The organism is Streptomyces gobitricini, assembly GCF_039532985.1.
GTDB classification, from domain to species: Bacteria; Actinomycetota; Actinomycetes; order Streptomycetales; family Streptomycetaceae; genus Streptomyces; species Streptomyces gobitricini.
Window position 1 is genome coordinate 57378 of sequence record NZ_BAAASR010000006.1, and the last position, 24910, is coordinate 82287.

The 24910-nt window shown below is 70.9% G+C and carries 25 protein-coding genes and 2 pseudogenes; 6 read left to right on the forward strand and 21 right to left on the reverse strand.

The window, feature by feature from the left end:
• Window positions 1-935: pseudogene (locus ABD347_RS05910) on the reverse strand (serine/threonine-protein kinase); the annotation flags it as partial.
• Window positions 936-1071: 136 nt separating this feature from the next.
• A complete protein-coding gene (gene kbpA / locus ABD347_RS05915) occupies window positions 1072-1854 on the reverse strand; it encodes an AfsK-binding protein KbpA (protein WP_344357269.1) in 783 nt (260 codons plus the stop codon).
• Window positions 1855-2257: 403 nt separating this feature from the next.
• Here kbpA and ABD347_RS05920 point away from each other — a divergent pair, with 403 nt between their 5' ends.
• Complete coding sequence (locus ABD347_RS05920; protein WP_344357272.1) at window positions 2258-2905, forward strand: TetR family transcriptional regulator; 648 nt, start codon at window positions 2258-2260, stop codon at window positions 2903-2905.
• Between the two features lie 4 nt (window positions 2906-2909).
• Here ABD347_RS05920 and ABD347_RS05925 read toward each other — a convergent pair whose 3' ends face one another.
• From ABD347_RS05925 to ABD347_RS05990, 14 genes are all read right to left on the reverse strand, one after another.
• Window positions 2910-4172 carry an ATP-grasp domain-containing protein gene (locus tag ABD347_RS05925; protein ID WP_344357274.1) on the reverse strand — a complete coding sequence of 421 codons (1263 nt, stop codon included), beginning with the start codon at window positions 4170-4172 and terminating at the stop codon, window positions 2910-2912.
• Complete coding sequence (locus ABD347_RS05930; RefSeq protein WP_344357277.1) at window positions 4169-5119, reverse strand: EamA family transporter; 951 nt, start codon at window positions 5117-5119, stop codon at window positions 4169-4171. The genes ABD347_RS05925 and ABD347_RS05930 overlap by 4 nt, the downstream gene beginning before the upstream one ends.
• Before the next feature lies 1 nt (window position 5120).
• The gene (locus tag ABD347_RS05935) at window positions 5121-6353 is read right to left on the reverse strand and encodes an ATP-grasp domain-containing protein (protein WP_344357280.1); all 1233 of its coding nucleotides are present in this window, start codon (window positions 6351-6353) and stop codon (window positions 5121-5123) included.
• 45 nt (window positions 6354-6398) lie between these two features.
• Complete coding sequence (locus ABD347_RS05940) at window positions 6399-7826, reverse strand: FAD/NAD(P)-binding protein (protein ID WP_344357283.1); 1428 nt, start codon at window positions 7824-7826, stop codon at window positions 6399-6401.
• A gap of 48 nt (window positions 7827-7874) precedes the next feature.
• A complete protein-coding gene (gene cimA / locus ABD347_RS05945; RefSeq protein WP_344357286.1) occupies window positions 7875-9545 on the reverse strand; it encodes a citramalate synthase in 1671 nt (556 codons plus the stop codon).
• Window positions 9546-9698: 153 nt separating this feature from the next.
• Window positions 9699-11213, reverse strand: a complete 1515-nt coding sequence (locus ABD347_RS05950) for a hypothetical protein (protein ID WP_344357289.1) — start codon at window positions 11211-11213, stop codon at window positions 9699-9701.
• 73 nt (window positions 11214-11286) lie between these two features.
• Complete coding sequence (locus ABD347_RS05955; protein ID WP_344357292.1) at window positions 11287-12606, reverse strand: cation:proton antiporter; 1320 nt, start codon at window positions 12604-12606, stop codon at window positions 11287-11289.
• Window positions 12603-13493 (reverse strand): alpha/beta fold hydrolase, encoded by an 891-nt coding sequence (locus ABD347_RS05960; protein ID WP_344357295.1) that lies wholly within the window; start codon window positions 13491-13493, stop codon window positions 12603-12605. Before ABD347_RS05960 ends, ABD347_RS05955 begins: the two co-directional genes overlap by 4 nt.
• The gene (locus tag ABD347_RS05965) at window positions 13483-14751 is read right to left on the reverse strand and encodes a valine--pyruvate transaminase (protein WP_344357299.1); all 1269 of its coding nucleotides are present in this window, start codon (window positions 14749-14751) and stop codon (window positions 13483-13485) included. Before ABD347_RS05965 ends, ABD347_RS05960 begins: the two co-directional genes overlap by 11 nt.
• A 71-nt stretch (window positions 14752-14822) precedes the next feature.
• Complete coding sequence (locus ABD347_RS05970) at window positions 14823-15050, reverse strand: acyl carrier protein (protein WP_344357301.1); 228 nt, start codon at window positions 15048-15050, stop codon at window positions 14823-14825.
• Window positions 15051-15106: 56 nt separating this feature from the next.
• Window positions 15107-16063: a chlorinating enzyme gene (locus tag ABD347_RS05975; RefSeq protein WP_344357303.1), complete on the reverse strand. Its 957-nt coding sequence runs from the start codon at window positions 16061-16063 to the stop codon at window positions 15107-15109.
• Window positions 16064-16311: 248 nt separating this feature from the next.
• Window positions 16312-17868 (reverse strand): amino acid adenylation domain-containing protein, encoded by a 1557-nt coding sequence (locus ABD347_RS05980; protein WP_344357305.1) that lies wholly within the window; start codon window positions 17866-17868, stop codon window positions 16312-16314.
• 469 nt (window positions 17869-18337) lie between these two features.
• Entirely contained in the window at window positions 18338-19087 is a 750-nt protein-coding gene (locus ABD347_RS05985; protein WP_344357307.1) for a thioesterase II family protein, read from the reverse strand.
• Window positions 19084-20103 (reverse strand): DMT family transporter, encoded by a 1020-nt coding sequence (locus tag ABD347_RS05990; protein ID WP_344357310.1) that lies wholly within the window; start codon window positions 20101-20103, stop codon window positions 19084-19086. Before ABD347_RS05990 ends, ABD347_RS05985 begins: the two co-directional genes overlap by 4 nt.
• Window positions 20104-20173: 70 nt before the next feature.
• Between ABD347_RS05990 and ABD347_RS05995 the strand changes: the two genes are divergently transcribed.
• The gene (locus ABD347_RS05995; RefSeq protein ID WP_344357313.1) at window positions 20174-20674 is read left to right on the forward strand and encodes an Lrp/AsnC family transcriptional regulator; all 501 of its coding nucleotides are present in this window, start codon (window positions 20174-20176) and stop codon (window positions 20672-20674) included.
• Here the strand turns inward: ABD347_RS05995 and ABD347_RS06000 are convergent.
• A pseudogene (locus ABD347_RS06000) lies at window positions 20654-21071 on the reverse strand (acyl-CoA dehydrogenase family protein); the annotation flags it as partial. The gene ABD347_RS05995 and the pseudogene ABD347_RS06000 sit on opposite strands and share 21 nt — an antisense overlap.
• A gap of 75 nt (window positions 21072-21146) precedes the next feature.
• Between ABD347_RS06000 and ABD347_RS06005 the strand changes: the two are divergent.
• Entirely contained in the window at window positions 21147-21803 is a 657-nt protein-coding gene (locus tag ABD347_RS06005; protein ID WP_344357316.1) for a pyridoxine/pyridoxamine 5'-phosphate oxidase, read from the forward strand.
• A 122-nt stretch (window positions 21804-21925) separates the two neighbouring features.
• Complete coding sequence (locus ABD347_RS06010; RefSeq protein WP_344357319.1) at window positions 21926-22588, forward strand: GOLPH3/VPS74 family protein; 663 nt, start codon at window positions 21926-21928, stop codon at window positions 22586-22588.
• A gap of 17 nt (window positions 22589-22605) precedes the next feature.
• Here the strand turns inward: ABD347_RS06010 and ABD347_RS06015 are convergent, their stop codons facing one another.
• Together ABD347_RS06015 and ABD347_RS06020 are read right to left on the reverse strand one after the other, a co-directional pair.
• Window positions 22606-22911, reverse strand: coding sequence for a transcriptional regulator (locus ABD347_RS06015; RefSeq protein WP_344357320.1), 306 nt, complete (start codon window positions 22909-22911; stop codon window positions 22606-22608).
• 1 nt (window position 22912) lies between these two features.
• Window positions 22913-23326, reverse strand: a complete 414-nt coding sequence (locus ABD347_RS06020; RefSeq protein WP_344357323.1) for a hypothetical protein — start codon at window positions 23324-23326, stop codon at window positions 22913-22915.
• 164 nt (window positions 23327-23490) lie between these two features.
• On the opposite strand from ABD347_RS06020, the gene ABD347_RS06025 reads away from it, so the two are divergent.
• Both ABD347_RS06025 and ABD347_RS06030 read left to right on the forward strand, forming a co-directional pair.
• Window positions 23491-23811 carry a hypothetical protein gene (locus ABD347_RS06025; protein WP_344357324.1) on the forward strand — a complete coding sequence of 107 codons (321 nt, stop codon included), beginning with the start codon at window positions 23491-23493 and terminating at the stop codon, window positions 23809-23811.
• A 44-nt stretch (window positions 23812-23855) separates the two neighbouring features.
• Window positions 23856-24239: a hypothetical protein gene (locus ABD347_RS06030; RefSeq protein WP_344357326.1), complete on the forward strand. Its 384-nt coding sequence runs from the start codon at window positions 23856-23858 to the stop codon at window positions 24237-24239.
• Window positions 24240-24249: 10 nt separating this feature from the next.
• On the opposite strand, the gene ABD347_RS06035 is transcribed toward ABD347_RS06030, so the two are convergent.
• On the reverse strand, window positions 24250-24498 hold the full coding sequence (locus tag ABD347_RS06035) for a DUF397 domain-containing protein (protein ID WP_344357328.1): 249 nt from the start codon (window positions 24496-24498) through the stop codon (window positions 24250-24252).
• Window positions 24449-24841, reverse strand: coding sequence for a hypothetical protein (locus tag ABD347_RS06040; RefSeq protein WP_344357331.1), 393 nt, complete (start codon window positions 24839-24841; stop codon window positions 24449-24451). The genes ABD347_RS06035 and ABD347_RS06040 overlap by 50 nt, the downstream gene beginning before the upstream one ends.
• Between the last annotated feature and the right edge of the window lie 69 nt (window positions 24842-24910).

Genomic DNA, 24910 nt, shown 5'->3' on the forward strand with positions numbered 1-24910 from the left:
CGCGGCGGCGGGGTCGGCGCGGCCGGGGGCGGCGGGGTGCTGGGGCGGCCGCCCCGGCGGGTCTCGATCATCGCGGTCGCCCGGGACGGCAGCCACGCCGACGCCGTACCGCTGTCGTCGCTCCCGGAGAACAGGTGCGGTGCCAGCTGCGACTGCAGGTCGGCGGGCGAGGGCCGCAGGCCCGCCTCCATCTGCATGCACGACTCGATCAGTGGCCGCAGTTCGTCCGGCAGCCCCTCCAGGTCCGGGCCCTCGCGCAGCAGCATGAAGACGGTCTCGACCGGGTTGGCCCCGTGGTAGGGGGCGTGCCCGGTGGCCGCGAAGACCAGGGTGGAGCCGAGCGAGAAGACGTCACTCGCGCCGGTCACGCTGCGGGAGTCCTTCGCCTGTTCGGGTGACATGTAGGCGGGCGTGCCCACGGCGACGTTGGTCATCGTCAGCCGGGTGTTGGAGACGCCGGAGGCGATGCCGAAGTCGATGACGCGCGGTCCGTCCTCGACGACGAGCACGTTCGAGGGCTTCAGGTCGCGGTGGACCAGGCCGGCGCCGTGGATGGACTGGAGCGCCTCGGCGATGCCGGCGGCCAGCCAGCGCACCGCCTGGGCCGGGAGCGGCCCGCATTCATTCACTATCTCCTCGAGCGAGGGGGCCGGGACGTACGCGGTCGCCAGCCACGGCACCGCCGCCCGGGGGTCGGCGTCCACCACGGCCGCCGTGTAGAAGCCGGACACCGCCCGCGCGGCCTCGACCTCGCGCGTGAAGCGGACACGGAACAGCTGGTCCTCGGCGAGCTCGGTCCGTACCGTCTTGATCGCCACGCGCCGCCCCGACGCCGATCGCGCGAGATAGACCAGGCCCATGCCTCCGGCACCGAGCCGGCCCAGCACCTCGAACGGGCCGATCCGTCTCGGGTCGTGCTGCGTCAGCTGTTCCACTTGCCTGCCACCTCCCCGTCAGGGCCATGAGAGTACGGCCCTGTGCCCCCTGATTCTTCCTGTCCGGGGCGGTGGTTGCGAACCCGGGGGCGGATCGGGGTGTCTCACCCCGATCCGGACACCTCCGGGGGAGTTCTCAGGCGGCCTTCGGCTCCGCCAGCACGGCGAAGACGGCGCCCTGGTTGTCGGAGATCAGGGCGATCCTGCCGTACGGCGTGTCGAACGGCTCCTCGGTGACCCGGCCGCCGAGGCCGGTGGCGAGGGCCGCCGTGTCGTCGCAGTCCTCGACCGCGAAGTAGATGAGGAAGTGGGCCGGCATCTCGGCGGGGAAGGCGTCGGTGATCACGCTGCGGCCACCGATGGCCGTCTCGTCGCTCGCCTGCGTACCGGCGGGCGACCAGACCCGGAAGTCGATCGAGGCGTCGTCGAGGTCGCGGACCTGGAACCCGAAGACGGTCTCGTAGAAGGAGTCCACCGTGTCCTTCTGCCGTGTGTAGACCTCGGTCCAGCAGAAGGAGGATGGTTCGCCCTGTTTCTCGAAGCCGGTGTGCCCGCCGGCCTCCCAGAGGCCGAAGACGGCACCGCCGGGGTCGGCGGCCTGGGCCATGGTGCCGAAGGAGCCGATCGGCATGGGGTCCATCACCATCTGGCCGCCCGCCTCCCGGATCCTGCGGGTCGTGGCGACGGCGTCGGGGGTGGCGAAGTAGACGCCCCAGACGGTGGGCATGCGGCCGTCCCGTTTGGGCGCCAGACCGGCGACGCGCTTTCCGTCGCTGTAGGCGTTGGTGTAGTTGCCGTACGCCGGGTCGCCGTCGTCGAAAGTCCAGCCGAAGAGCTCACCGTAGAACCGCTTGCCGGCTTCGAGGTCGGGGAGCATCGCATCCGCCCAGCACGGCGTGCCCTCTGTGAATGCGGACATGGGCCTGTATCCCTTTCCGTGTACGGGCGGGGCGTGTGGTGCCCGTCATTGGTCACGCTAATGGCGCCGGGCGTCCCCCGCAGGGAAGAACAATCGAACTGGCATTCGGCCAGAGGGCCGGGAGGCCGCCCCGGGCCCGTGTTCGCGCGGGTTGTCCACCAAAGTTATCCACAGGCTGTTAATAAGCCTATCGGGGTTGTGCACGGCCTCCGACGTGGCTGAAAATCGCGGTAATGAACGGCCCGCCCGCTTCTCCCCGGAGCCCGCACCGAGGCCTCCCGGCCCAGCGCGGGCAAGGGCGGGGCGCGTACGGAAGGCCTGGCGGACGCCCGCGCGGGAGGGCCGTCACCCCATTTGCAGTCGGCCGAATCGCGCGCCGATCACCCCTCGGTAAGCTGACGACATGACAGGACAAGTACGCACCGTCGACGGCCGCGTGGCCGGTCGACGCGGACAGGCGACGCGGCAGAAGCTGCTCGACTGCCTCAGCGAGATGCTCAGCTCCTCGCCGTACCGGGACGTCAAAGTCATCGACGTGGCCCGGAAGGCGGGCACTTCCCCGGCGACGTTCTACCAGTACTTCCCGGACGTCGAGGGCGCGGTCCTCGAGATCGCGGAAGAAATGGCCAAGAAGGGCGCCGGGTTGACGGAACTCGCCTCCGGCCGCACCTGGGTCGGCAAGGCGGCCTGGCAGTCCTCGGAGGAACTGGTCGAGGGATTCCTCGACTTCTGGCGGAAGAACGACGCCATCCTCCGAGTGATCGACCTGGGTGCCGCCGAGGGCGACAAGCGGTTCGCCAAGATCCGCATGAAGATCCTCAGTTCCGTCACCACCTCCCTCACGGACGCCGTCAAGGAGCTCCAGTCCAAGAACAAGGTCGACAAGGACGTCAGTCCGGCGGCGATGGCGGGTTCCCTGGTCGCCATGCTGGCGGCGGTCGCCTCCCACCAGAAGGGCCTCCAGACCTGGGGTGTCAAGCAGGCCGAACTCCGGCCGAACCTCGCCCTGTTGGTCCACCTCGGGATCACCGGCAAGAAGCCGTCGAAGTAACTCCTCACCCTGTACGTCCTGTCACGCCGGTGGCGGTCCGCTTCCGACCGCCACCGGCGTTCCCATGTATGAGGCCGGCCAGCAGCCGGTCGGCCAGCCGCCGGGCCTCGGCGATGTCGGCTCCGGTGACGACGAGGGAACCGTGGCGGGCGAGGTTGGACGTGACTGGTCCGCCCGCGGTGAGGGTGGTGGCCAGCGAGCCGGCCATGACCCGGGGGTGGGCGAGGACCTCCTCCCAGCCGCGGGGCCGACAGACACCCGGCGGCAGGGAGAAGAACTGCGAAACCGCGGCCCGGGAGGGCGACTTGGGCAGCGGGACGGGCCGGCCCAGCAGGTCGTCCAGACACGTTCCGTACAGCTCGAAACCGGGGTTGCACCATTCGAGCATGGCGTGGATCCAGTCGCCGCCCTGACGGGCGTGGAACTCCCCCAGGACGACGCCCCGCTCGGTGGTCCAGCACTCCACGTGGAACGGGCCCGTGGTGATCCCGAGGGCGAGGAGGGCGGCCCGGGTCTCCAGGACGATGTCGCCCTCGTCGCGGGCGGTGAGCGGTGCGGGCATCGCGTGTCCCGCCTCGACGAAGGTGCCGTCGAAGAGCTGCTTGGCGGTGACGGCGAGGATGTGCGGCGTGCCTCCGACAATCAGGCCTTCGACGCTGTACTCACGGCCGTGGACGAATTCCTCCGCCAGGACCAGCCCCCCGTCGTCCTTGGCGGCCCGGTAGGCGGGGACGGCGTCCTCGGCGCGGTCGACCCGGGAGACCCCCTGGCTGTTGGAGCCGGTACGCGGCTTGACGACGACGGGGCCGTCGCATTCGGCGAGGAACGCGAGGATCTCCTCCGGGCCGGCGCACAGCCGCAGGGCCGGCTGGAGGAAGCCGCAGTCGGCGAGATGCCTCCGGGCGGCGTCCTTGACCCGTATGCGACGAACGGCGTCGGGGGAGTTGCCGGGCAGGCCGAGCGCCTGGGCGACGGCGGCGACGCCCGGGCCCGCGCTCTCCCGGTAGCCGACGACGGCGTCGACCGTATGGGTGCGCGCGTGCTCGACGGCCCAGGCGCGGCAGGCGGCGGGGTCGGCGAAGTCGAGTACGTGGGTCTCGGCGGCCCGTGCGGCCAGGTCCGGGGCGGCCGCGAGGTTCTCGGCGGTGTCCGTGAGCACGACCCGGGCGCCCCGGTCCGTGAACTGGTTCATGGCGCGTTCGCAGATGTCTCGCACGAAGCCGGTGTCGGGGGCTGCGGCACCGCCGAGGACCAGGACGTTGGTCATGGGTTCGCTTTCAGGGGCTGGTCGTGGGCAGGGACGAGGGGCGGTACGGGGCGGGGGCGGGCGGCGGCCCGGTTCTCGGCGCGGGCGCAGTAGCCGGCCAGGAGCATGAAGGCGCACACGACGGCGAGGCGCCACGGGTCGAAGGTGTCCCCGAAGGCGACCTGCCCCGCGTAGGCGAGTCCCGGCAGGGTGGTCAGCAGGACCATGGCGATCGCGGGCCGGGTGCGCTGTAGTCCGATCTGGAGCAAGTAGAGCGGAACGGTGACTCCGGCGATCGCGGCCAGCGCCGTGGCGGGCAGCGAGAGTCCGCCGTCGGCCGGGCCGTCCGTCCGCATCAGCAACAACAGAGCCGCGGCCGCGTAGGTCAGATGGAAACGGTGGGCGGTCACCCAGGCCGGCGGGGCGCCCACGTCGGCGAGGCGGCTGGAGAGCTGGGCGATGTAGGCGGCGCTGAATCCGGCGAGGACGACCAGCACCAGGCCCGGGAGGACCGCGAGGCCGGCCCTCTCGGCACCGTCGTGCGTCAGGGCGGCGACCACGAGGGAGGCGGCGAGGAGCATGGCGGCCCGGGCCCAGCCCGCCCGGGACGTACGGTGGCGGGGGCCCAGCAGGGCGACGGCGAGGGGCCCCACACCCGCCATGACGCTGTTGGCGAGGACGGCCGGCACCCAGGCGAGCGAGACGTAGAAGCCGAGGAAAGTGACCGCGGTCGCCACGTTCATGGCGAGGACCAGCCGCAGGGCCGCGGGCCGGTGGGCCGCGGCGGGGGCGACCGCGCCCCCGCCGACAGCACGCCGCGCCAGCAGGGCCCCGTTGAACAGGAGGCTGGTCGCGGCGAAGGCCCCGCACGAGAACATCAGGCTGTCGCCCACGTCGACCCGACCGGTGAGATACCCCTCGGTACCGGCCTGGAGCAGCAGTGAGGTGACGATCAGAACGATGGGCATGTCATTCCTCGGGGCCGAGGCGGTAGAACAGGCCGGCGTCCTCCATGTCGTGGACGACATCGAGGGAGTTCCGCAGGAGTTCCTCGTCCTCGTGAACGAGGAAGGCTATGCCGCAGGCGCCGGTGGTGAGGTGGCGGTCCTTGAGCGGTTCGCCGACGGCCGGCAGGCGGTCGACACTGTGGAAGCCGGGCAGGCGGCGCAGGGTGCGTACCCCGTCGGCGGACAGCAGCACACCGGGGCGGTCGGGGCGCAGGAAGATCTTCGCGACGGCTCGTGCGGCACCGTAGGGGGCATCGAAGCGGCGGGCGAAGTCGTCGGGTCGGAGGAACCGTTCCGCGACGAGGTGCTGGTGGCTGTAGCCGAAGGCGGCGTGGTACGGGTCGGGGGCGAGTGACGGCCCCATGATGCGGGAGTTGACCTCGACGAGGCGTGGGCCGCCCGCGGTCAGCATCACCTCGGTGTGGGCGGCGCCCTCCCGGATGCCGAGCGCGTCCAGGCAGCGGAAGACGTAGTCCGCCATCTCGGCCTCGGCGGGCGTGAGGACGGGCCGGGAGACGATGTGGCGCAGTACGGGCGCGCCCTCGGTGTGGTCGATGCGTTCGGCATAGACCTCGGTGAGGAGGTGTCGGCCGGCCATGCTGACGGTGTTGACGATGTACTGGGTGCCGGTGAGGAATTCCTGAACGAGCACCTGCTCGTTGGTCCCGCCCATGAGGTTCGTCCGGTGGGCGGTCGCGCGGTAGGCCTCGACCGCCTCCTCCGGGGTGTGGCAGATGGTGCAGCCGTCGCTGCCGGCGCTGTCCCGCGGCTTGACCATGACGGGGTAGACGTGAAGCTCGGACAGGGCCTGGCGCAGCTCCCGCTCGGTGGCGACGGAGCGGGTGCGGGCGGCGGGCAGGGCGGCCCCTTCGAGGGCCTGGACCATGAGCTGCTTGTCGCGGCGCGCGGCGGCCTGTTCGGGGGCGTGGTGGTCCAGCCCGAGCTCGTGTGCGAGGGCGTCGGCCAGGAGGACTCCGTACTCGCTGGCGGCGATGACGGCCGTCGGCTTGAGTTCGCGCAGGGCGGCCAGGGTGGTCTCGGTGCTGTGGTGCGTCATGGTGCGCGGTGAGGTGGTGTCCGCGTCACGGGCGGCGGCCAGGTGGGGCTCGTAGAGGCTGACGAAGTCCGCGCCTTCCTCGCGGAACGCCTCGGTGAGGCGGGTTCCGGTGGAGACCGGGTTGACCAGGACCAGCATGGGTGGGGCTCCTCGGCGGGTGGGGTGGCGGGCGGGCGGCGGGGATCAGGGGCGGGCGAGCTGGGCGCCCACCTCCCGGGCGTGGAAGGCCGCGGTTCGGAGGTAGTTGACGATGGGGGTACGCCGGTGGGCGGCGGCGCCGATGGCCCAGACGCGTTCGCCGGGGACGGACGGGTCCGGCGTGACGCGCAGGTCCTCGGTAATGTGGGCGTCGGTCCCGCCGGAGCCGTCCAAGTGGAGCGCCCCGTCGTCGCCCCAGGTCAGCCGGGGCGCGTGGTAGCCGGCGGCGCAGACGACCCGGTCGACGTGCTCCTCGCGGCCGCCGGGCCACCGTACGAGCCAGCCGCCGTCCGGGCGGGGCCGGACCTGCTTGGGCATGGCGTCGGCGATGTGGAGCGCGCCGGTTGCCTGGTGTGCGGCCAGCCGGCGGGCGTTGGCGGCCGGGATGGCGGAGATGTACCGGGTGATCGGTTCCCGGAACCGGCTGAGGACGTCGGTGCGCGTCTGCGGGGACCACGGCGCGGCCCACTCGTTGATGGTGTCGATGGTTTCGGCGATGACGTCCTGCCATGCGGCTGCGCCGGTGGTGGCCAGGTGCAGTTCCTCGGCCAGCCGGGTGGCCGGCGTGGAGGCGGTGCTGGTCTGGCGCCCGAGGCCGCGCCGGGGGGCGTGCCGGGACAGCGCGCTCACCAGGATCCTGGTGATCTGAGTGTCCAGGTACGGGGAGCGGGGGTCGAGGGCCAGCCAGCGATCGGTCTCCAGCAGCGCCTTGTCGGGCCGGCACAGCCGGGTGCGTACGGCGGGAAGGGCGCCGGACGGGGACGTCATGACGACACGGCGGCCCGAGTCCCCGGCGAGCAGCACGAGGGCGGCGTCGATGGCGGACAGTTTGGTCCCGTACAGCAGCACCGTCGCGTCGGTGGGCAGTGCGCGCAGTCGGCGGATCGGGTAGGGGCTGGTCAGCAGCTCGGGGTGGGCACGGTGGGGCCGCAGCTGGTCGGGGAGGCGGGGCCGGTCGAGACCGAGGCAGACCAGGACGTCGCTGCCGGTCACCTCCCGGCCGTCGTCGAGCCGGACGGTGTAGCGGTCCCCGTCGCGGCGGACGGTACGGGCCCGGGCGGTGAGGTGGCGCGTCGTGGTGCCGCGCTCGTGGGCGGCGGTCCGGGCCTGACGGTAGCGCTCGCGGCAGTACTGGCCGACGAGGTAGCGGGGCACGAAGTCGTCACGGCCCGTCGGCCAGCCGCGTGCGGTGAGGTACGTCAGCAGGCCGGACGCGCCCTCCGGGTCGAGCGAGGTGACGTCCACGGAGGTGTTGCACAGCAGCTCCGGGTCGGTGGTGCCGAAGGCACCGCCGAGGCCGATCGGGTGCGGGGCCACGAAGGTGACGGAGGAGATGCCGGGGCCCGCGGGGATACGGGTGTAGGCGCTGACGGCGTTGGCGCCTCCGCCGATGATGATGACGTCCTTGCCCACCGGTCCTGGCCTCCTGGCTCGTGGGGTGGTGAGAGAAAATCGATGGGGTCAGAGGGGGTCCACGCCGAGGTGCGACAGGCCGTAGGTGTACCCGTCGACGAGGGCTTCCCAGGAGGCGGCGAGGATGTTGGAGCCGACACCGATGGTGGTCCACGCATGGCCGTCGCCACGGAGGGCGGTGGTGACGCGTGCGGTCGATCCGCTGCCGCCGGAGCCGCTGAGGAGCCGCACCCGGTAGTTGGCCATCTCGATCTCCGCGAGCGGCGGGTAGATCTGTTCGACCGCCGCGCGAAGGGCCCGGTCGAGGGCGTTGACCGCGCCGTTGCCCTCGGCGGTCGAGAGGATCCGTTCGCCCTTGGCCACGAGGCGGACGGTCGCCTCGTTGGCGTGGCTGCCGTCGGCGCGGTTCTCGGCGATGGTGCGCCACGACTCGATACGGAAGTACTCCAGCGGCCGGCCGTCGATCTCCTCGCGCAGCAGCAGTTCGAAGGAGGCGTCGGCCGACTCGTAGGTGTATCCCTTCAGCTCCCGCTCCTTGACGCGCTCGACGACCCGGCCGACCAGCTCGCGGTCGCCGCCGAGGTCGAATCCGAGCTCCTTGCCCTTGAGCTCGACGGAGGCGCGGCCGGCCATGTCGGAGACGAGCATCCGCATGGTGTTGCCGACGCGCTCGGGGTCGATGTGCTGGTACAGGTCGGGGTCGACCTTGATGGCGGAGGCGTGCAGGCCGGCCTTGTGCGCGAAGGCGGAGACACCGACGTACGGCTGGTGGGTGGAGGGGGTCAGGTTGACCACCTCGGCGATGGCGTGCGAGACCTGCGTCATGCGGGCGAGGCCGCCCGGAGGCAAAACGTTTTTTCCGTACTTGAGCTCCAGCGCGGCGACCACCGGGAAGAGGTTGGCGTTACCCACACGCTCGCCGTACCCGTTCGCCGTGCACTGCACATGCGTGGCACCCGCCTCAACGGCGGCCAGGGTGTTGGCGACGGCGCAGCCGGAGTCGTCCTGGGCGTGCATCCCGAGACGGGCGCCGGTGTCGGCGAGGACGGCGGAGACCACTTCCTGGACGCGAGCCGGCAGCATGCCGCCGTTGGTGTCGCACAGGACGACCACCTCGGCGCCCGCCTCGTGCGCGGTCCGCACGACGGCCTTGGCGTACTCCGGGTTGGCCCGGTACCCGTCGAAGAAGTGCTCGCAGTCCACGAAGACCCGGCGGCCCTCCTCACGCAGGTAGGCAACGGTGTCCGCGACCATCGCGAGGTTCTCGTCCAGGGTCGTCCGCAGGGCCAGCTCGACATGCCTGTCGTGCGCTTTGGCGACCAGCGTGATGACCGGGGCGCAGGAGTCGAGGAGCGCCTTGACCTGTAGGTCCTCGGCGGCACTTCCACCGGCCCGCCGGGTGGCGCCGAAGGCGACGAGCTGCGCGTGCTGGAACCGGATCTCCTCCCGGGCCCGGGCGAAGAACTCGGTGTCACGCGGGTTGGCGCCGGGCCAGCCGCCCTCGACGAAACCCACGCCGAAACCGTCGAGGAGCCGGGCGATGGTCAGCTTGTCGTCGACGGACAGGCTGATGCCCTCCCGCTGGGCCCCGTCCCGCAGCGTCGTGTCGAAGACGTGGAAGTCGTCGGCCGGGGTCCCCCCGGTGACGAGCGCCGCAGCCGGGGAAGGGGCGCCGAGCCACTCGTCGTCCGCCATGGGTCCCCCGTCGTGGTGTGCCATGTGATCTCCTTCCTCGCGTTCTACGTGGTCGTCGTGCTCGTCGTGCGCTTCCTGCTCTTCGCGTCCCTGGTGCTGCTCGCGTTCTTCCCGTTCGCGTTCCTCGGAGCGGGCCGGCGCCGGCCGCGCCGCTGGGGGCGCGGCCGGCGCATCGGTTCAGAGCTGCTGCCAGGCCGCGGCCAGTCGCTCCTCCGCGTACCGGCTGGGCAGGCCCGCCACGATCCGGGCCAGCACCTCATAGATCACGACGCTGCCCTCGGCCACCGACTCGGCTTTGGCCAGGGTCTTCTGCAGCCGGTAGAGCTGGGTGAACGCCTGCTTGGTGTCCTGGCGCCGGAGGAGCCCCCTGATCTGGGCCGCCGCCTTCGCCGTGGCCGGGTCCGCGTCGCCGTCCGACGGCACCACGCCGGCGATCCGCTCATGGGCGTCCAGGAACCGCTGCGCCGCCTCCAGTTGCGGCGCCTTGACCGCGAGGGACTCCGTGGCGCCCGCCGCGGTGAGCAGCGCCAGGCCGAGCACCGGGGCGTCCACCCCTTCAGTGGCGCCGGTGACCGGGCCCACCATGGTGACCTCGGGGGCCTGCTCGTGGACCGGTCCCAGGGCGGGCTCGGCGAGCATCAGGCGCAGGGCCAGCAGGTCGGTCTCGACGGTCGTGGACGCGGCGACCACGGCGAGCGAGGCCTGCCGCACCCGCGGGTCGGCGGCGGCCAGCGCGGGCGACGCCGACAGCCGGACCGGGGTCCCGGTGTCCTGGCCGTCGCCCGCCACGGTACGCCGCTCCGGCTGCCACCCGAGCTTGGCCGGGCCGTCCTCGCCGAACGTGGCCACGGGGAACGAGCCGGCACCGATGTCGGTGTGCTCCACGGCCAGGCCCCGCTCGGAGAGGATCCGGAAGTACGCGGCGCGCGCCTCGGCGAAGTCCAGGCCGTCGGTGGTGCCGGTGCGAATGGCCCGGCCGGTCTTGACGACCGGCGGGTTCAGCCAGTTCGCGGGGGCCTCGTCGTAGTCATGGGGGGCGAGGGCGAAGCGGATCGGCAGGCCGACGGACCGACCGAAGGCGAGGTCGACGGCGTCATGACCGGGGTTGACCAGGACCGCGCCCGTGCCGAACTCGGGCTTGACCCAGTCGGCCACCCAGATGGGCAGCAGATCGCCGGTCAGCGGGTGGCGGCAGTACCGGCCGGTGAACGCGGCGTCGCGGCCGGAGGGGAGACCGTCGCTGAGGGGGTGGCCCGGGTGGACGGCGACGGCGCAGGCGGCGGGGCTGGGCGACCAGTCGGTGATGAAGACCTGGAGCGGAGCGGTGGTGTCCGCGGCGGGCTTCTCCAGCGGGAAGGTGAAGAGGGCCCCGGGGGTGCGGCGCAGCGTCTTGCGCTGGCGGGAGGCCGGCGACTGCGGCCAGTTGCCGTCCTCCTCGGCCCCGACCCGCCCGCGGGCCGCTTGCGTCGGTACGTAGCGGACGGCTTCGTCGGCGCTCCCGGGGTCGCCGACCACACCGGCCGCGGCAGCCAGGGCCGCCAGGGCCTCGGCGGGGTCACCCGGTCCGTACACGACGTCGCTGGTGCCCCCGTCGTAGGTGGCGAGCCTGCTGATGAAGGCGGCGTGGCTGCGGCAGCGCAGTGCGACCGCCGGCGCTTGCGCCTCTCCGAGGGACAGAACGATGTGATTCACGCGTACCTCCATGGTGCTCTTGCGTTTCTCCCGTAGTTAACGCCCACCTGGCCGGAGAGGACATGGCGGGTCGTCAACGGGGGCTGTGCGTCGCGTAGTCGGACCGCTCAGGTCCGACCGCGACAGGCTGCGCGTCCGCTGCCGTGGGCGCGGGACGGTGTTCCGGTGGACCCTCGCCGGCCATCTGCCCGACGCCGAGCCGGCGCAGCAGCGGTGCCGCCATGAAGGTGGTGATCAGGGCCATCACCACCATGGCGGTGAAGAGAGTCTCGGTGATGACGCCGAGTTGCAGACCGACGGTGAGGATGACGATCTCCGTGAGCCCCCGGGTGTTCATCAGTACACCGATGACGGTGGAGTCCCTCCACGATTCGCCGGTGAGCCGGGCGGTGACCGTGGCGCCGCCCAGCTTGCCCGCGATGGCGACTGCGGTCAGCAGGGCCGTGATGCCCCAGAAGTACCAGGAGTTCAGGGCGTCGATGCGGGTGGTGACGCCCACGGTCACGAAGAACACGGGCAGCAGCAGCTGGGAGACCATCGCGTCGAGCCGGTGGTGGACCTCGGTACGCCACGCCTGCCGACGCGGCATGATCACCCCGGCGAGGAAGCCGCCGAAGATCGCGTGGATTCCGATGAGCTCGGTGGTCCAGGCGCTCATCAGCACGATCGACAGCACCGCCCACAGCGGGGGGCGCCGGTGGGCGAGCAGCGGCCGGACGACGAAGAGCATGAGGCAGACGTACGCGATGGCCAGGGTCAGCGTCAGCAGCGCCTGAAGGACACCGGCCGAGCCGACGACCGCGACGACCACGGCGAGCAGGCACCACGCGGTGACGTCGTCGACCGCGGCGCAGGCGATGGTGAGCACACCGATACGGGTGCGGTGCAGCCCCGTCTCCAGCAGCAGCCTGGCCAGTACGGGGAAGGCGGTGATGGACATGGCGGCGCCGAGGAACAGGGCGAAGCCCAGTACCCCGCCCCCGCCGCCGTCGCCGCCCATCCGGGGATACAGCCACAGGGCCGTCCCGGCACCGAGCAGCAGTGGCAGCAGCACCGACACCTGGCTGATGGCGACCGCCTTGCGGCCCTGTCCGCGCAGGGCGGACCACTCGATCTCCAGACCGAGCAGGAACATGAACAGGACGAGGCCCAGCTGGGCCAGTACGTTCATCGCCCCGAGGACTTGGGAGGGGAAGACGTACGCGTGGGCCTGCGGCCACAGCAGCCCCAGGAGGCTCGGACCGAGGGCGATGCCCGCGACGATCTCGCCGAGCACCCGCGGCTGTCCCATGCGCGCGGCGAGCCGTCCCGCCAGTTGCGCGGCGACGACGATGAGGCACAGGGCGGGCAGCGCGTGGAGGATCACCTCCCCGCTCGTCATGGGAGCGCTCATGAGCGGGACACCGCCTCGCAGGGCACCGTCTCGTCCGCGACGGCGCGCATGAACCCGGCCATCGCGGGCACGGCTTCCGGGTCGGTGAACAGCCCGTAGTGGCCGCCGCTGTGCTGGACCGTGAGGCGGGCTCCGGTGACCAGTTCGGCCGCGCGGGCGGAGTTGCGGTACGAGACCATGCGGTCGTCGGTGCGGGCGGTGAGCAGGACGGGGCAGGTGATCTGCGACCAGGCGGCGAGGGGGTCGTAGTCGCAGGCGGAGCGGATGGCGTGGGCGTAACGGACCAGGTCCATGGTGGTGCCGCGGTAGGGCAGGGTGAGCCGTTCGACCAGCTCGGTGCTGCTGCCCAGCAGGCCCATGACCTGCGCTTCGTTGCCGCGGGGCCGGGTCAGTTCGTGGTAGCGCTCCCCCGCGGCCGGGTCGGCGACGATCTCGCCGCACATCTCGAACATGGCGTTGCCCATGGGTCCGCCGGGTACCCCGTTGAACAGGTACGCGCCGTCCACGGAGGTCAGGGACAGGGCCGGGCTGTCGTCGAGCCCTGCCATGGCGAGGGCGACGGAGGCGCCGGTGCACCAGCCGGCGAGGTGGGCGGCCGTCACGCCCAGGTGGTCGAGGACGGCCAGCCCGTCCGCGACGTGGTCGGCGAGCCGGGAGTCGTCGGGGCGTCGGCCGGGGCCGGGACTGCCGCGCAGTTCCCAGGTGACGAAGTCGAGGCCCTCGGCGGTGAACTGCCGGGCCATGTCGTCGAGGAGGTCGATGGGCATGCCCACCGCGTTGACGAAGAGGACGGTCTCGGTGGTGGCGGCGGTGTCGCGGTGCGGGGACGGCTCACCCCGCAGGATTCTCAGCCGCAGGCCGTCCCGCTCGACGCTCTCATGAAGCACTGCGCATCTCCCGGAGAGCTTCGGCGATCCTGACGATGCCCTCGCCGATGACCGATTCGTCCGCGCTCAGGCTGATGCGGAAGCACTGCTTCCCATGGTTGGCCAGGCGGGCGGTGTAGAGGGGGTCCACGAAGAAGTGGCGGCCCGGGACGATGAAGACGCGCTTGGTCTTCAGCTGCCGGTACAGCGCCATGTCGTCGAACCAGGCGTGGTTGATCCACAGCCAGCAGAACATGCCGCCCTCGCTGCTGTGCAGCCGCCAGTCCATGTCGTCGGGGAGCAGTTCGGTCAGCAGCTTCTCCGCCGTCTGGCGTCGGTCGCGGTAGAAGGGGCTGATCACTTCGGTGGCCATGTCCTGGAGCCGGCCCGTGGTGAGGGCGCGGGCGGCGACGTTCTGGGCCAGTTGCGGGGCGTGCAACGCCGAGTTGGCCAGGAAGGACACCATCGCGTTGATGTGGTGGGCAGGGCCGATGGCGAAACCGATGCGCTCCCCGGGCAGGCCGGCCTTGGACAGCGTGAAGCAGTTGATGACGTGCTCGTCCCAGGCCGGGGCGGTGGCCGTCGCGGCGATCTGGGGGAAGGGCGCCCCATACGCGTGGTCGATGATCAGGGGGACGTCGCGTCGGCGGGCGACGCCGATGAGACGGTCGAGTTCGGCGCTGTCGATGCTCCGCCCGGTGGGGTTGCTGGGGCTGGAGAGCAGCATCATTCCGATGTCGTTGCGCTGCTGGAGGGCGTCGAAGTCGAAGGCGTAACGGAAGGACCGGTCCTCGCCCTGCTCGATCTTGGGCGGGACGCCGGAAATGCCCCCGGAGTGCATGCACAGGCCCTGGTAGCCGGTGTAGTCCGGGGTCATGGGCAGGACGATCTGCTGTGTTCCGTCCGTGGCGGGTCCGGTGAACAGGGCCGCGGCGATGAAGCACAGCATCTGGCTGCCGGGGCCGACGACGACGTTCTCCGCGGTGATGCCCCACCCGTAACGGGCGTTGAAGTCCGCGACGATCGCGTCGACCAGTGCCGGAGCGCCGCGCGAAGGGCCGTAGAGGCAACTCGCGGTGGTGAAGTCCTCGGCCAGGGATTCGGCCGTCAACTGCTGCCAGGTGGCCTGCACTTCGCTGATGAGCGCCGGGTTGCCGATGCTGAGGTTGAGCCAGCCGGATGCGCCGCCGGTGTCGGACGTCGTGGTGGCGATGTCCTCCATGATGCTGCGCAGGCCGGATACCTTCGCCATTTTCGTGCCGCTCAGTGACAGTCCCATGTGTGCCCTCCTTGTCGGGTGGGGTGCGGCATGAAGGGGGCGGCCGGGAGCCGCCCCCTTCGAGCCATCGGCTAGGCGGCGGTCGGCGCCTGCGCCAGGTGGGCGGATATCTCGGCCACCGTGGGGTTGCGGAAGAGCTCGTCCATGGGGACCTCGATGCCGATCTCCTGCTGGATGGCCGCCTGGATGCGGGTCATGATCAGCGAGTGGCCGCCGAGTTCGAAGAAGTCGTCGGTGTCGGCGAAGTCTTCGAGGTTGAGCTCACGCGCCCAGATCTGGTGGATCCGCTCGTTCAGCACGTCATGGTCCTTTCTGTACGGGAAAGCCGGGTCGGATGCTGTGGGTGGGGTACGAGTCAGTGGCCGGCGGGCGGCGCGAACTCCTCACCGCGGTTGTTCTGGGTGCGCAGCCGGTTGTGCCCGAAGCGGTCCTCGCCGGAGACCAGGACACTGCCGTACTTCTCGAGGTTGAAGTGGGCACCGTGGGCGGTGAAGCCGTCCTGGTCGGGGTAGACCCGGACGTGGGTGGGGACGTAGCGGCCGGCGATGGCGAACCGCGTCTCGCGCTCGGTGGTGTTGGGCAGTGAGCCGTGGACGCAGTTGGCGGTGAAGATGACGGCCTCGCCCGGCTTCATCTCCAGTTCGACGACGTCCTCCTCGGCCGGCTTCCAGCCGGGCTCGATGGAGAAGTCGGAGAAGTCGTAACCGAAGAAGTCGGTGTCGACGGCCGTCACGTCGTAGTCGCCGTCGCGGCCCTGCTTGGTGTGCTTGCGCTCGTCGAAGTACCAGTTGCGGTGCGAGCCGCGGACGAACCGCATGCATCCGGTGTCCTTCGTCGCCGGCGTGAACGTCGTCCACACCGTGATGTCGATGAAGGCGTTCCACTCGGACTCCGTCGGCAGCAGCTGCGGCTTGCCGTTGGCGTAGCTGTAGTCCCGCACCTGGTGCCACTCGGTGCCGCTGGAACCCGGGAACTTCGGGAAGAACTCGGTGCGCCACAGCAGGACGTCCGGGCCGAGGATCGCCGTCAGGTACTTGATGATCGTCGGGTGCATGATGTGGCTGGACAGGTGCGAGATGTCGTAGTGACGGTCGTAGTTGACGCTGTTCGGGTAGAGCGCCTTGGACCGGTCCTGGTTCTGGATACGGATCTCGCGGATGATCTCCGCGGCCTCCTCGGGCTCGTAGAGCTTGATCGGGCCGACGAAGCCGTTCTCGGTGAAGCTGCGGATGTCGTCCTTGATGTCGTCGGGGACGATCGCGTTTCCGGCCACCTGTGCGTGGGGCAGCGGGAGCGGAGCGGTTTCCGTCATGGTGAGCGACTTCCTTGAGTGAGTGGGTGGATACGCGCGGTCACGCGGACCGTGCGATGGGTATGGACCCGGGTCCGGAACCGGACGGGGTGAGGACCCGGAGTTGGTGGGCGCGGTGGGGGCTCTTTTGCCCTCCGCACGATGAACGGCACTTTGGCGACGGAGCCGAAATACATTCGGCTCAACGGACCCGGTGCCGATAGTGGGGGTGACTGGCCGTCAGGTCGTCCGGCGCACCGGCGCGTGGCTCATCCGGCGCGCCGGGCCAGCGCCCGGCGGTCGACCTTGCCGTTGGGGCTGAGGGGGAAGGCCGGCACCGCCACGAACGCCTTGGGCACCAGATGGCGCGGGTGGGCGGCCAGGAGTTCGGACCGCAGGGCACGGCTGTCCAGTTCGGCGGGGCGGCCCTCGGCGCCCGGCTCCGGCAGCACGAAGGCCACCAGGTGGGCCTCCTCGCCGCCGGGCTCGCCGCCGGCGACCAGCGCGACGGCGTCCTGGACCCCGCGGCAGGAGCGCACCGCGTTCTCGACCTCTCCCAGGTCGATGCGCATACCGCGGATCTTGACCTGTGCGTCGACACGTCCGACGCACATCAGCTCGCCGTCGTCGCGGACGTAACCCATGTCGCCGGTGCGGTAGAGCGCCACGTCCCGTCCGTCGTCGAGGCGTGCGGTGACGAACCTTTCCGCGTTCAGCGCGGGGGCGTTGAGATACCCGGCGCCTATGCCGGCGCCCGCGACGCATATCTCCCCGGTCTCCCCGGTCGCCACGCTCCGGAGTTCCTCGTCGAGGATGTACAGGTCAGTATTGTTCACCGGCCGACCGATGGGAACACCCCGGACAGCATAATCGGGATAGTCCGTCAGCACATGGAAAGAGGATACGTCCGTGCATTCGGCCACGCCGTAGACATTGACGATTTTCCCTGAGCTCGAGTAATTCTTGGCCCAGTTTTCCATACGGCTCACCGTGAACGGCTCGCCGCCGACGAATACGTGCTGAAGCGAGTCGAGGATTTCCCCGCCCGATTCCTCATCGCGCTGGAGAAGCAGATAGAGCGCGCTCGGCGCACAGTGCAGGGTGCGGATCTTCTGTTCCCGGATGATCCGGGAGGCCATCAGGACGTCGAAGCTGCGGCTGGGCAGCAGATGCAGCGTCGCGCCCGAGAACAGTGGCGCCATGAGGCTTCGCTGACTGATGTCGAAGCCGAAGGAACTGATCATCAGGTTGCTGGAGTCGGCGTCGAGGCCGAATTCGCCGGTGAGCCACTCCAGCAGGTTGTACCAGCCACGATGCCGTACGGCGGTGGCTTTGGGAGCACCCGTGGAACCTGACGTGAACACTACGTAGCAGACCGCGTCGACGTCGACGTCGACCTCGGGCGCCGTCGCCGGGAAGCCGTCCAGGTCCAGAGCGGCGATGTCCACGCGCTTGTCGGCGCAGTGCTCGACGAGCGACGTCGTCGCAGGTGAGACGGCGATCAAGTCGGCGTGGGCAAGCTGCTCCGTCATCAGCTGGAGCCGCTCCGCCGGGTAGGAGGGGTCGAGCGGGGCGTAGCCGGCGCCGACCTTGAGCGCGGCGAGCAGGGTGACCACGAGCTCCGCGGAACGGTCGAGGCACAGACCCACGACCGATCCGGGGCCCACACCCCGGGCCAGCAGGAAGTGCGCCAGCCTGTTCGCCCGTTCGTTCAGCTCCCCGTAGGTGTAGGACACCTCGCCGCACACGAGCGCCGGCCGCTCGGGCCGTGCCTCTGCATGGGACTCGAACGCCTGATGGACGGGGGTTGCGGGGGAGGTCGTCAAGCAGCCCTGAAGTCGCATTGTCTTTCTCTCAGCTAGTCCTGAAAAGGGATTGAGCTCAGTGCAATGGATTCCGAGCGGGCACCTGGTGTCGCCCTACGTTGAAAGCTGATCACAGCCCGCAAGGGAGTGTCAATCACTTCCGGTTCCCCAGGCAACCGGTTTCGCTACGCTCCGTAATGGTTAATGGCACCTTTGCTGTTGGCATAGGCCACCGACTGATACGCTGCGTGAAAAAGGGCGCCCTGCGGACCGCTGAAATCGTCCCGGCGACTCTCACATTTTGAGACCGGCCACCCTCGAACGAACCCACGGGACGGGAATGCTTCCGTCCGGTATGTTTTCGGGTCTGGTCATGACGCAATTCGCCCCCGTTGAATTCAGCCACGATCATGACCGAATTCGGCCGGGCAGCGCCCCCCTGACGTCGGGCGCGCCCGCCCGGAGAACACGCGCCGATGGCCCGCCGGCGTCAGGGCCGCAGGGCCTCCGCGATCCAGCCATGGACCCGCTCCGCCTGCTGGAACACGGCGAAGTGCCCCCCGCGGAGGGTGTGCCAGGTGAAGGCGCCCGTGGTCTGGTGCTCCCACGCCGCCGCCTGGTCCAGGTCGGCCCGTGGGTCCTCGTCGGCGGCGAAGACGGTTATCGGACAGTCCAGCGGGGGCTCGTGGACGTAGTGGTACGTCTCGTTCACCGCGAAGTCCGCGATCAGCAGGGGATGCAGCATGCGCAGCAGGCCCGGATCGGACAGGACCTGTTCCGGAGTGCCCCCGAGCCGGCGCAGCACGTCGGCCAGCTCCGGGACGGAAAGGCCGCGCAGCCGCGTCTGGTCCATGGGTATCTGTGGCGCCCGGCGGCCCGCGACGAACAGGTGGACCGGTGGCGGCGCCTGCATCCTGCGCAGTTGGCGGCACAGCTCGAAGGCCGACAGGGCCCCGGTGCTGTGGCCGAACACCGCGTACGGGGAGAGGGGCTCCTGCGACAGCGCGGCCGCCAGGTCGGCGACCAGGGGGCCGACCTGCGTCTCCGGCGGCTCCCTGCGCCGGGTCTCACGGCCCGGTGGCTGCACCGGGCACACCGCGATCCGGGAGGACATCCCCTCCCCCCAGGCACGGTAGGACGACGCGCCCGCGCCCGCGTGCGGCAGGCACAGCAGCCGCAGTTCGGCGTCGGTTCCGGTACCGAAGGGCAGCCACGGGTTCTTGGCGACGGTCGGTCTCATCGCTCTCCTTGCGCAGTGGTGACCGCCGCGTTGCCGCGGTCGCCCACCGGCGCGGTCACGATCTCCGAGGCCGGCGGAGCGGTACCGCCGGCCGCCGCCTTGTCCCTGCCCGGCAGGCTCACCACGAGGAGTCCCACCACGAGCAACGCGGTGGCGGCGATCATCGGCGCGGTGAACGGCTCGTGCAGGACGACGAGCGCCAGCACCGCCGCCGCCAGCGGCTGGGCGAGGCCCACGGACGCGGCCGTGCGTGCCGCCGTGTACTGAAGACCCGCGACGAACGCCAGGTAGGGCAGCGCCGTGCCCACCACGGCCAACCAGGCCACAATCGCCACACTGCGGGTGTCGCCCAGCGACCCGTAGTCCGCGCCCAGCAGGATCGGGGCGAGCATCACTCCGCCGATGGTGAGGGAGGTACGGACCACGAACGTGCGGGGAACCCCCGTCTTGACCAGCGCTCCCGTGGTGGCGGAGTACCCGGCGTAACACGCGCCGCACAGCACCGCGAGCGCCACGCCGCCCATCCTGAGCGAGTCGCCGCCGTCGAACGTCAGCAGGAAGACCCCGGTGACGGCCAGAGCGGTGCCCACGTACCAGCGCGACGACGGCCGTTCGCCGCGGGACAGCCAGTCGATGACCGCCGCGCACAGCGGCGCGCTCGTCAGGACGGTCAGCGTGCCGAGGGCCGCGCCGGTCATCCGTACGGAGAAGAAGAAGAAGATCTGGAACGCCGCCGTGCAGACGCCGGCCAGGCAGATGATGCCCTTCTGCTGCCGGTTCAGGCTCCGCCACCCGGCGCCGCCCCGCTGGGACGCGAACAACAGGGTCAGGCACAGAACGGCGGCACCCAGCGTCAGCCGCAGCGTGGCAATGGTCGCCGGAGACACGTCGGGCAGAAGCTGGCCGGCGATGCCCGTGGTGCTCCACATGAGAGCGGCCGCCAGCACCAGGAGGGGGCCGGTGTGCCGCCCTAATGAAGGCTCGGAGTGTTTGACTTGCTCGTTGCTACTGTCCATGAGCCAAATGCTGACAGGAAGTTCGATGGTCGTACAGTCGCTCCGCAACGTGTGCGCTACGTTGGGGCTCATGCCGAATTTTGATGAGATCAACGAGCGCCTGACCGTCGAGTTGCAGAAGAATGCGCGCCGGAGCAACCGCGAACTGGCCAGGACGCTCGGCATCGCCGACTCCACCTGCCTCGAACGCGTGCGCAGCCTGCAGGACGAGGGGATCATCACCGGCTACCACGCGGAGGTGAACCTCGACTCACTGGACCGTGGACTGCGCGCGATACTCGCCGTACGGATCCACCCCAAGAGCCGTGACGCCGTGGAGTCCTTCCGCCAGTTCGTCCTCGGTCTGCCCGAGGTGCTCGACGTCTTCGTGGTGACCGGCAGCGACGACTTCCAGATCCTCGTCGCGGTGAAGGACCCCCAGCGGCTCGAGGACTTCGTCCTGGACCGCATCGCCCAGTACCCGGCCGTCGCCGACGTCCGCGCCTCGCTGGTATACGAACACCTCCGGCGCCGGCCCGTCCAGCTCCTCAAGGACTCCAAGAACCGCCGGTCACCCGGCTACCCCGCCTGACGGACCTCCGCAGGGGGCGAACACCCCCGCGGTTTCCTCCGCGTGGGGGCGCAGCAGCTGGACCGGGCCGAAGAGCAGTGAGTCGGCGGTGGCCCGCTTGAAGTACAGGTGCGCCCCGTGCTCCCAGGTGAAGCCGGTGCCGCCGTGCAGTTGGATGCCCTGGGCGGCGACGGTGTGCTGCGCCTCCAGCACTGTGCGAGTGCCGGCCCTCCGGCGTCCGGGGCCCAGGCCGCGTAGCACGCCGCCGAACGCGCCGCCTGCACCCGCACGTAACAGGTCGGCCAGCCGGTGCCTGACCGCCCGGAACGAGCCGATGGCCGCGCCCGAACTGCTCCACCTGCCGTACGCACGCGACGGTCCGCTCCAACACCCGGTCCGCCGCCCCGGACGCCCGGCTGGGCGTGGTGTCCGGGACGGGCGGCTCGTTCCGCTCGACGGGAAACGGCGGCGCCCGGTCGCGCATGATGTCCCCATGACCGACTTCCACGACACGCTCCGCTCGCTGCGCGTATGGGACACGGGGCTGCCCGCCTTCGACCCGGACTCCGCACCCGGGGAGCCGCTGCCGCTGTTCCAGGAGTGGTTCGTGGCGGCGGCGCGGGCCGGCCAGGTGGAGCCGCACACCATGTCGCTGGCCACCGTCGACGCGGACGGGCGGCCCGATGTGCGGACGCTGATGCTGCACGGCGCCGACGAGCGGGGCTGGCACTTCGCCTCGCACGCCACCAGCACCAAGGGGCGCCAGCTCGCCGCCGCCCCGCACGCGGCGCTCGGCTTCTACTGGCCGGCGCAGGGCCGCCAGGTCCGGGTGAGGGGCCAGGTCGTGACGGGCACGCCGGAGGAGGCGTACGCCGACCTGCACGCCCGCTCGACGGGCGCGCTGGCCGCCGCGCTGGTGGGCCGCCAGAGCGAGCCCCTGACCTCGGTCGGCGAGCTGGAACGGGCGAGCGCGGCGGCCTGGGAGCGCGCGGGGGCGGAGCCGGACGCGGACGTGGAGACCTGGACGCTGTACGTGCTCGAACCGTACGAGGTGGAGTTCTTCCAGGGCGACGCCCGCCGCCGCCACCTCCGCCTGCGGTACCGGCGCGCGTCGGACGGCACCTGGACGCGCGACCTGCTGTGGCCGTAGCCCCGGGCGACGCCGGAGCCGCCCGCCGGCGACGACCACGCGGTGTCGGCCCCGACGGCGCGGAACTCCGGGGGCCGTTTCGGCGTCGAGACGTATGACCGCACACGACCGAGGAGTTGGGCATGACCGTCACGCTGGCCGAGGAAATCGCGCTGCTGTCGCTGGACGACGAGTCGGGGGCGGCCAGGGAGCGGTCGTCGGCCGGATGGGCCGTGGCGGGCGGCATCCTGCTGGAGCTGGCGATGGCCGGGCGGATCTCCGTGTCGGACGGGCGCCTGACCGTGACGGACCCGACGCCGACCGGGACCGCGCTGCTCGACGGGCGGCTTGAGCAGCTCGGCGAGTGGACCCGGCGCAAGGGTGCCCGCAAAGTGGCCGACTGGCTGACGAAGGACCAGTCGAAGGCCGTCGCCGCGACGGTGGAGAGCCTGTGCGAGCGCGGCCTCGTCGTGGAGGAGCGCAGCAAGATGCTCGGTCTCTTCCCGGTGCGCCGCTACCCCGAGGCGGACGGCTCGGTGGAGCGGGAGCTGCGCGCACGGCTGACGTCGGTCGTCGTGCACGGGATGGAGCCGGACGACCGTACGAGCGGACTGGTCGGCCTGCTGCACGCGGCCAAGCTGGACCGGCTGGCGTTCCCGGACGTCCCGCGCAAGCTGGTCGCGCCCCGCATGGCGAAGATCGCCGACGGCCAGTGGGCGGGCGACGGCGTCCGCGAGGCGATCCGGAACATGCAGGCCGCGATGGTGGCGGTCACAGCCGTCACGACCGCCACGGTGGTGCTCTGAGCCGCACTCGCCCCCCGCTATTCCAGCTCCGCCTGCACGACCTTGCGCAGTTCCTCCAGATACTCCTGGAACTGCTCCCGGCCGGACGGCGAGAGGCGGACGCGGGTGACAGCGTGCCGACGCTCACGGAACTTCGCGAGCTCGACGAGGCCCGCCTTCTCCAGGATGCCCAGCTGACGCGAGAGTTCGGCGGTGGAGAGCTCCAGGGACTCCTGGAGCTCCGCGAAGTTGATCTGCTGAACATGCCTGAGGACACCCAGAATGGCGAGACGCGTGGGTGAGTGCATCACGGTCGTCAGGCGGGTACGCGGCTGCGGCGACACGTCAGCGCCTCCAGCGCGACCCGAGGTATCCGGCGAGAACGGCGGCCGGCACGGCGGCCGCGACAAGGGAGCCCGGGAGCGCGGCCGGGTTGTTCCACAGCAGTCCGGGGGCCGGGATCGCCAGGGACACCGGACCGAGGAAGGCGATCCGATCCTCCGCCTTGGTGTGCGGCCTCCGGCCGGGGGCGCCCAGGTGGAACCACCGCCAGCCCAGCACGAGGGCCAGCGCGAGTAGCAGGACGACGATCCCCGGCACCACCGGAAGGTCGGCCGCGGCCGACGCGGCGAGCCCGGCGAGGAGCCCCCCGACCGACAGCACGCCAAGGACGCGCTCGCCGGCGGACGCGGCTCGCGTGAGTACCGGGGCCATCTCTATGGCGCGCAACTGCTCCGCGGAGTTCGTGCACTCCCCCATGGTCACCCTCTCGTGGTCGTCGCCTACCGCACCATCACCTTACGCATCCGGTTGCCACATACGAAACTAGGTACGCACTGGGCAACCCGTCGCCGCTGTGCAGCGATCGCCCGGGGTGGCCGACCGCCACCGTGGCGCTCCGAGCCGCCTCGTACGCTTCAGCCATGTCCGTCAACATCACATTCACCCTCACCGTCACAGCCCTGAAGGACGAGTCCCAGGCTCGGGAGGTCGTTCGCTCGCTGGACGAGGTCATGGAGGACGAGCGCATCCAGGACCAGGTGAACCTGGGCGTCGCCTGGGAGGACGGCAAGGCCTTCGTTTCGGGCGAGACCGACTTCCCACTGAGCATCACCCGCTTCCACCTCTGGCAGCCGGAATTCGAGAGTCATGTGAAGTTCGCGGTCGGACAGGTCGCCCCAGGAGCCGAGATCACACTCGACTGGGGCTACCCGGACCTCGAACGCCGACCGGCCGTGGAGTAGCTTGAACGCGTTCCATTGAACGCGTTCAACAAAGTGGGTGGGGCATGGAGGAAGTGGGCGCTCGGGTGCACGGGCTCCAGCGGGCACTCGCCGCGGGCGCGGTGCTCTCCACCCTGCCGGTACTCCTCCGGACGCTGACCAGTTATCTCTTGCCGCTGTACGTCCTGACGGCCATGGCCGTGGCGGTCCCCCTGTTCCTGCCGCGCCGCCCCTCGGCCTTCGCCCGCGTCGGCGTGGTCGTGGGGCTGGGGCTCCTGGCGCTGGGGCTGCCGGGGTTCCTGCTCGGCGCGTTCCTCTTCTGGCCGTCCGCCCTGCTGCTGCTCCTCGCCGCCTTCGCCGACCCGCGCCTGCGCCCCGGGAGCCACCGGACGGGGGCGCGGGGGCCGCGTCGGAGGACCTGCTCCGAGGCGCGGCGGGCGACCGAGTAGCCGCCGGGCGTCAGCGGCTCGCCGCCCCCGCCACGAACGCCGCCCACGCGTCGGCCCCCACCGCGAAGGTGGGCCCGTCGGCGACCTTGGAGTCGCGTACGTGGACGGCATGGGGGCAGGCGGCGACCTCGACGCACGCGTCGCCTTCGTTACCGCTGTAGCTGGACTTGCGCCAGTCGTAGGCGACTTCGACGCAGGCGCCGCCCTCGTTACCGCTGTATGCCCACCAGCCACATCCAGGCCATCGTCTCTCTCCCACCGCCGGCCAGGAACCCGCAGCCCACCACGGTGACGCCGACAACCGCCGCGGCCACGACCGGCGTCCACAACCAGGCCTCCCGGCCGGGGGCCCGGCGTCCCAGCCAGGCGCTCAGCGCGGCCAGCGGCAGCACCGCGACCGCCACGGCGAACAGGAGGAACGCGCCGAGGACAAGCCCGAGTGCCACCAGGAACAGCGGAACCAGGAATCCGAATGAGCCGATGCCCCCGTCGTCCACCGACCTGTCCGCGGCCGTCCCGCCGCCGCCCGGCCCCTCCCGGGTCAGCCCCACCCAGACCAGTGCCATGACGCCGAGCACCGCCTCCAAGGACAGGACCGACAACGAAACCAGCAGGCCTTCGCCGAACCTGCCTGTTGCCGCGTCATTCGCGATTCCCCCTCACACCTGCGG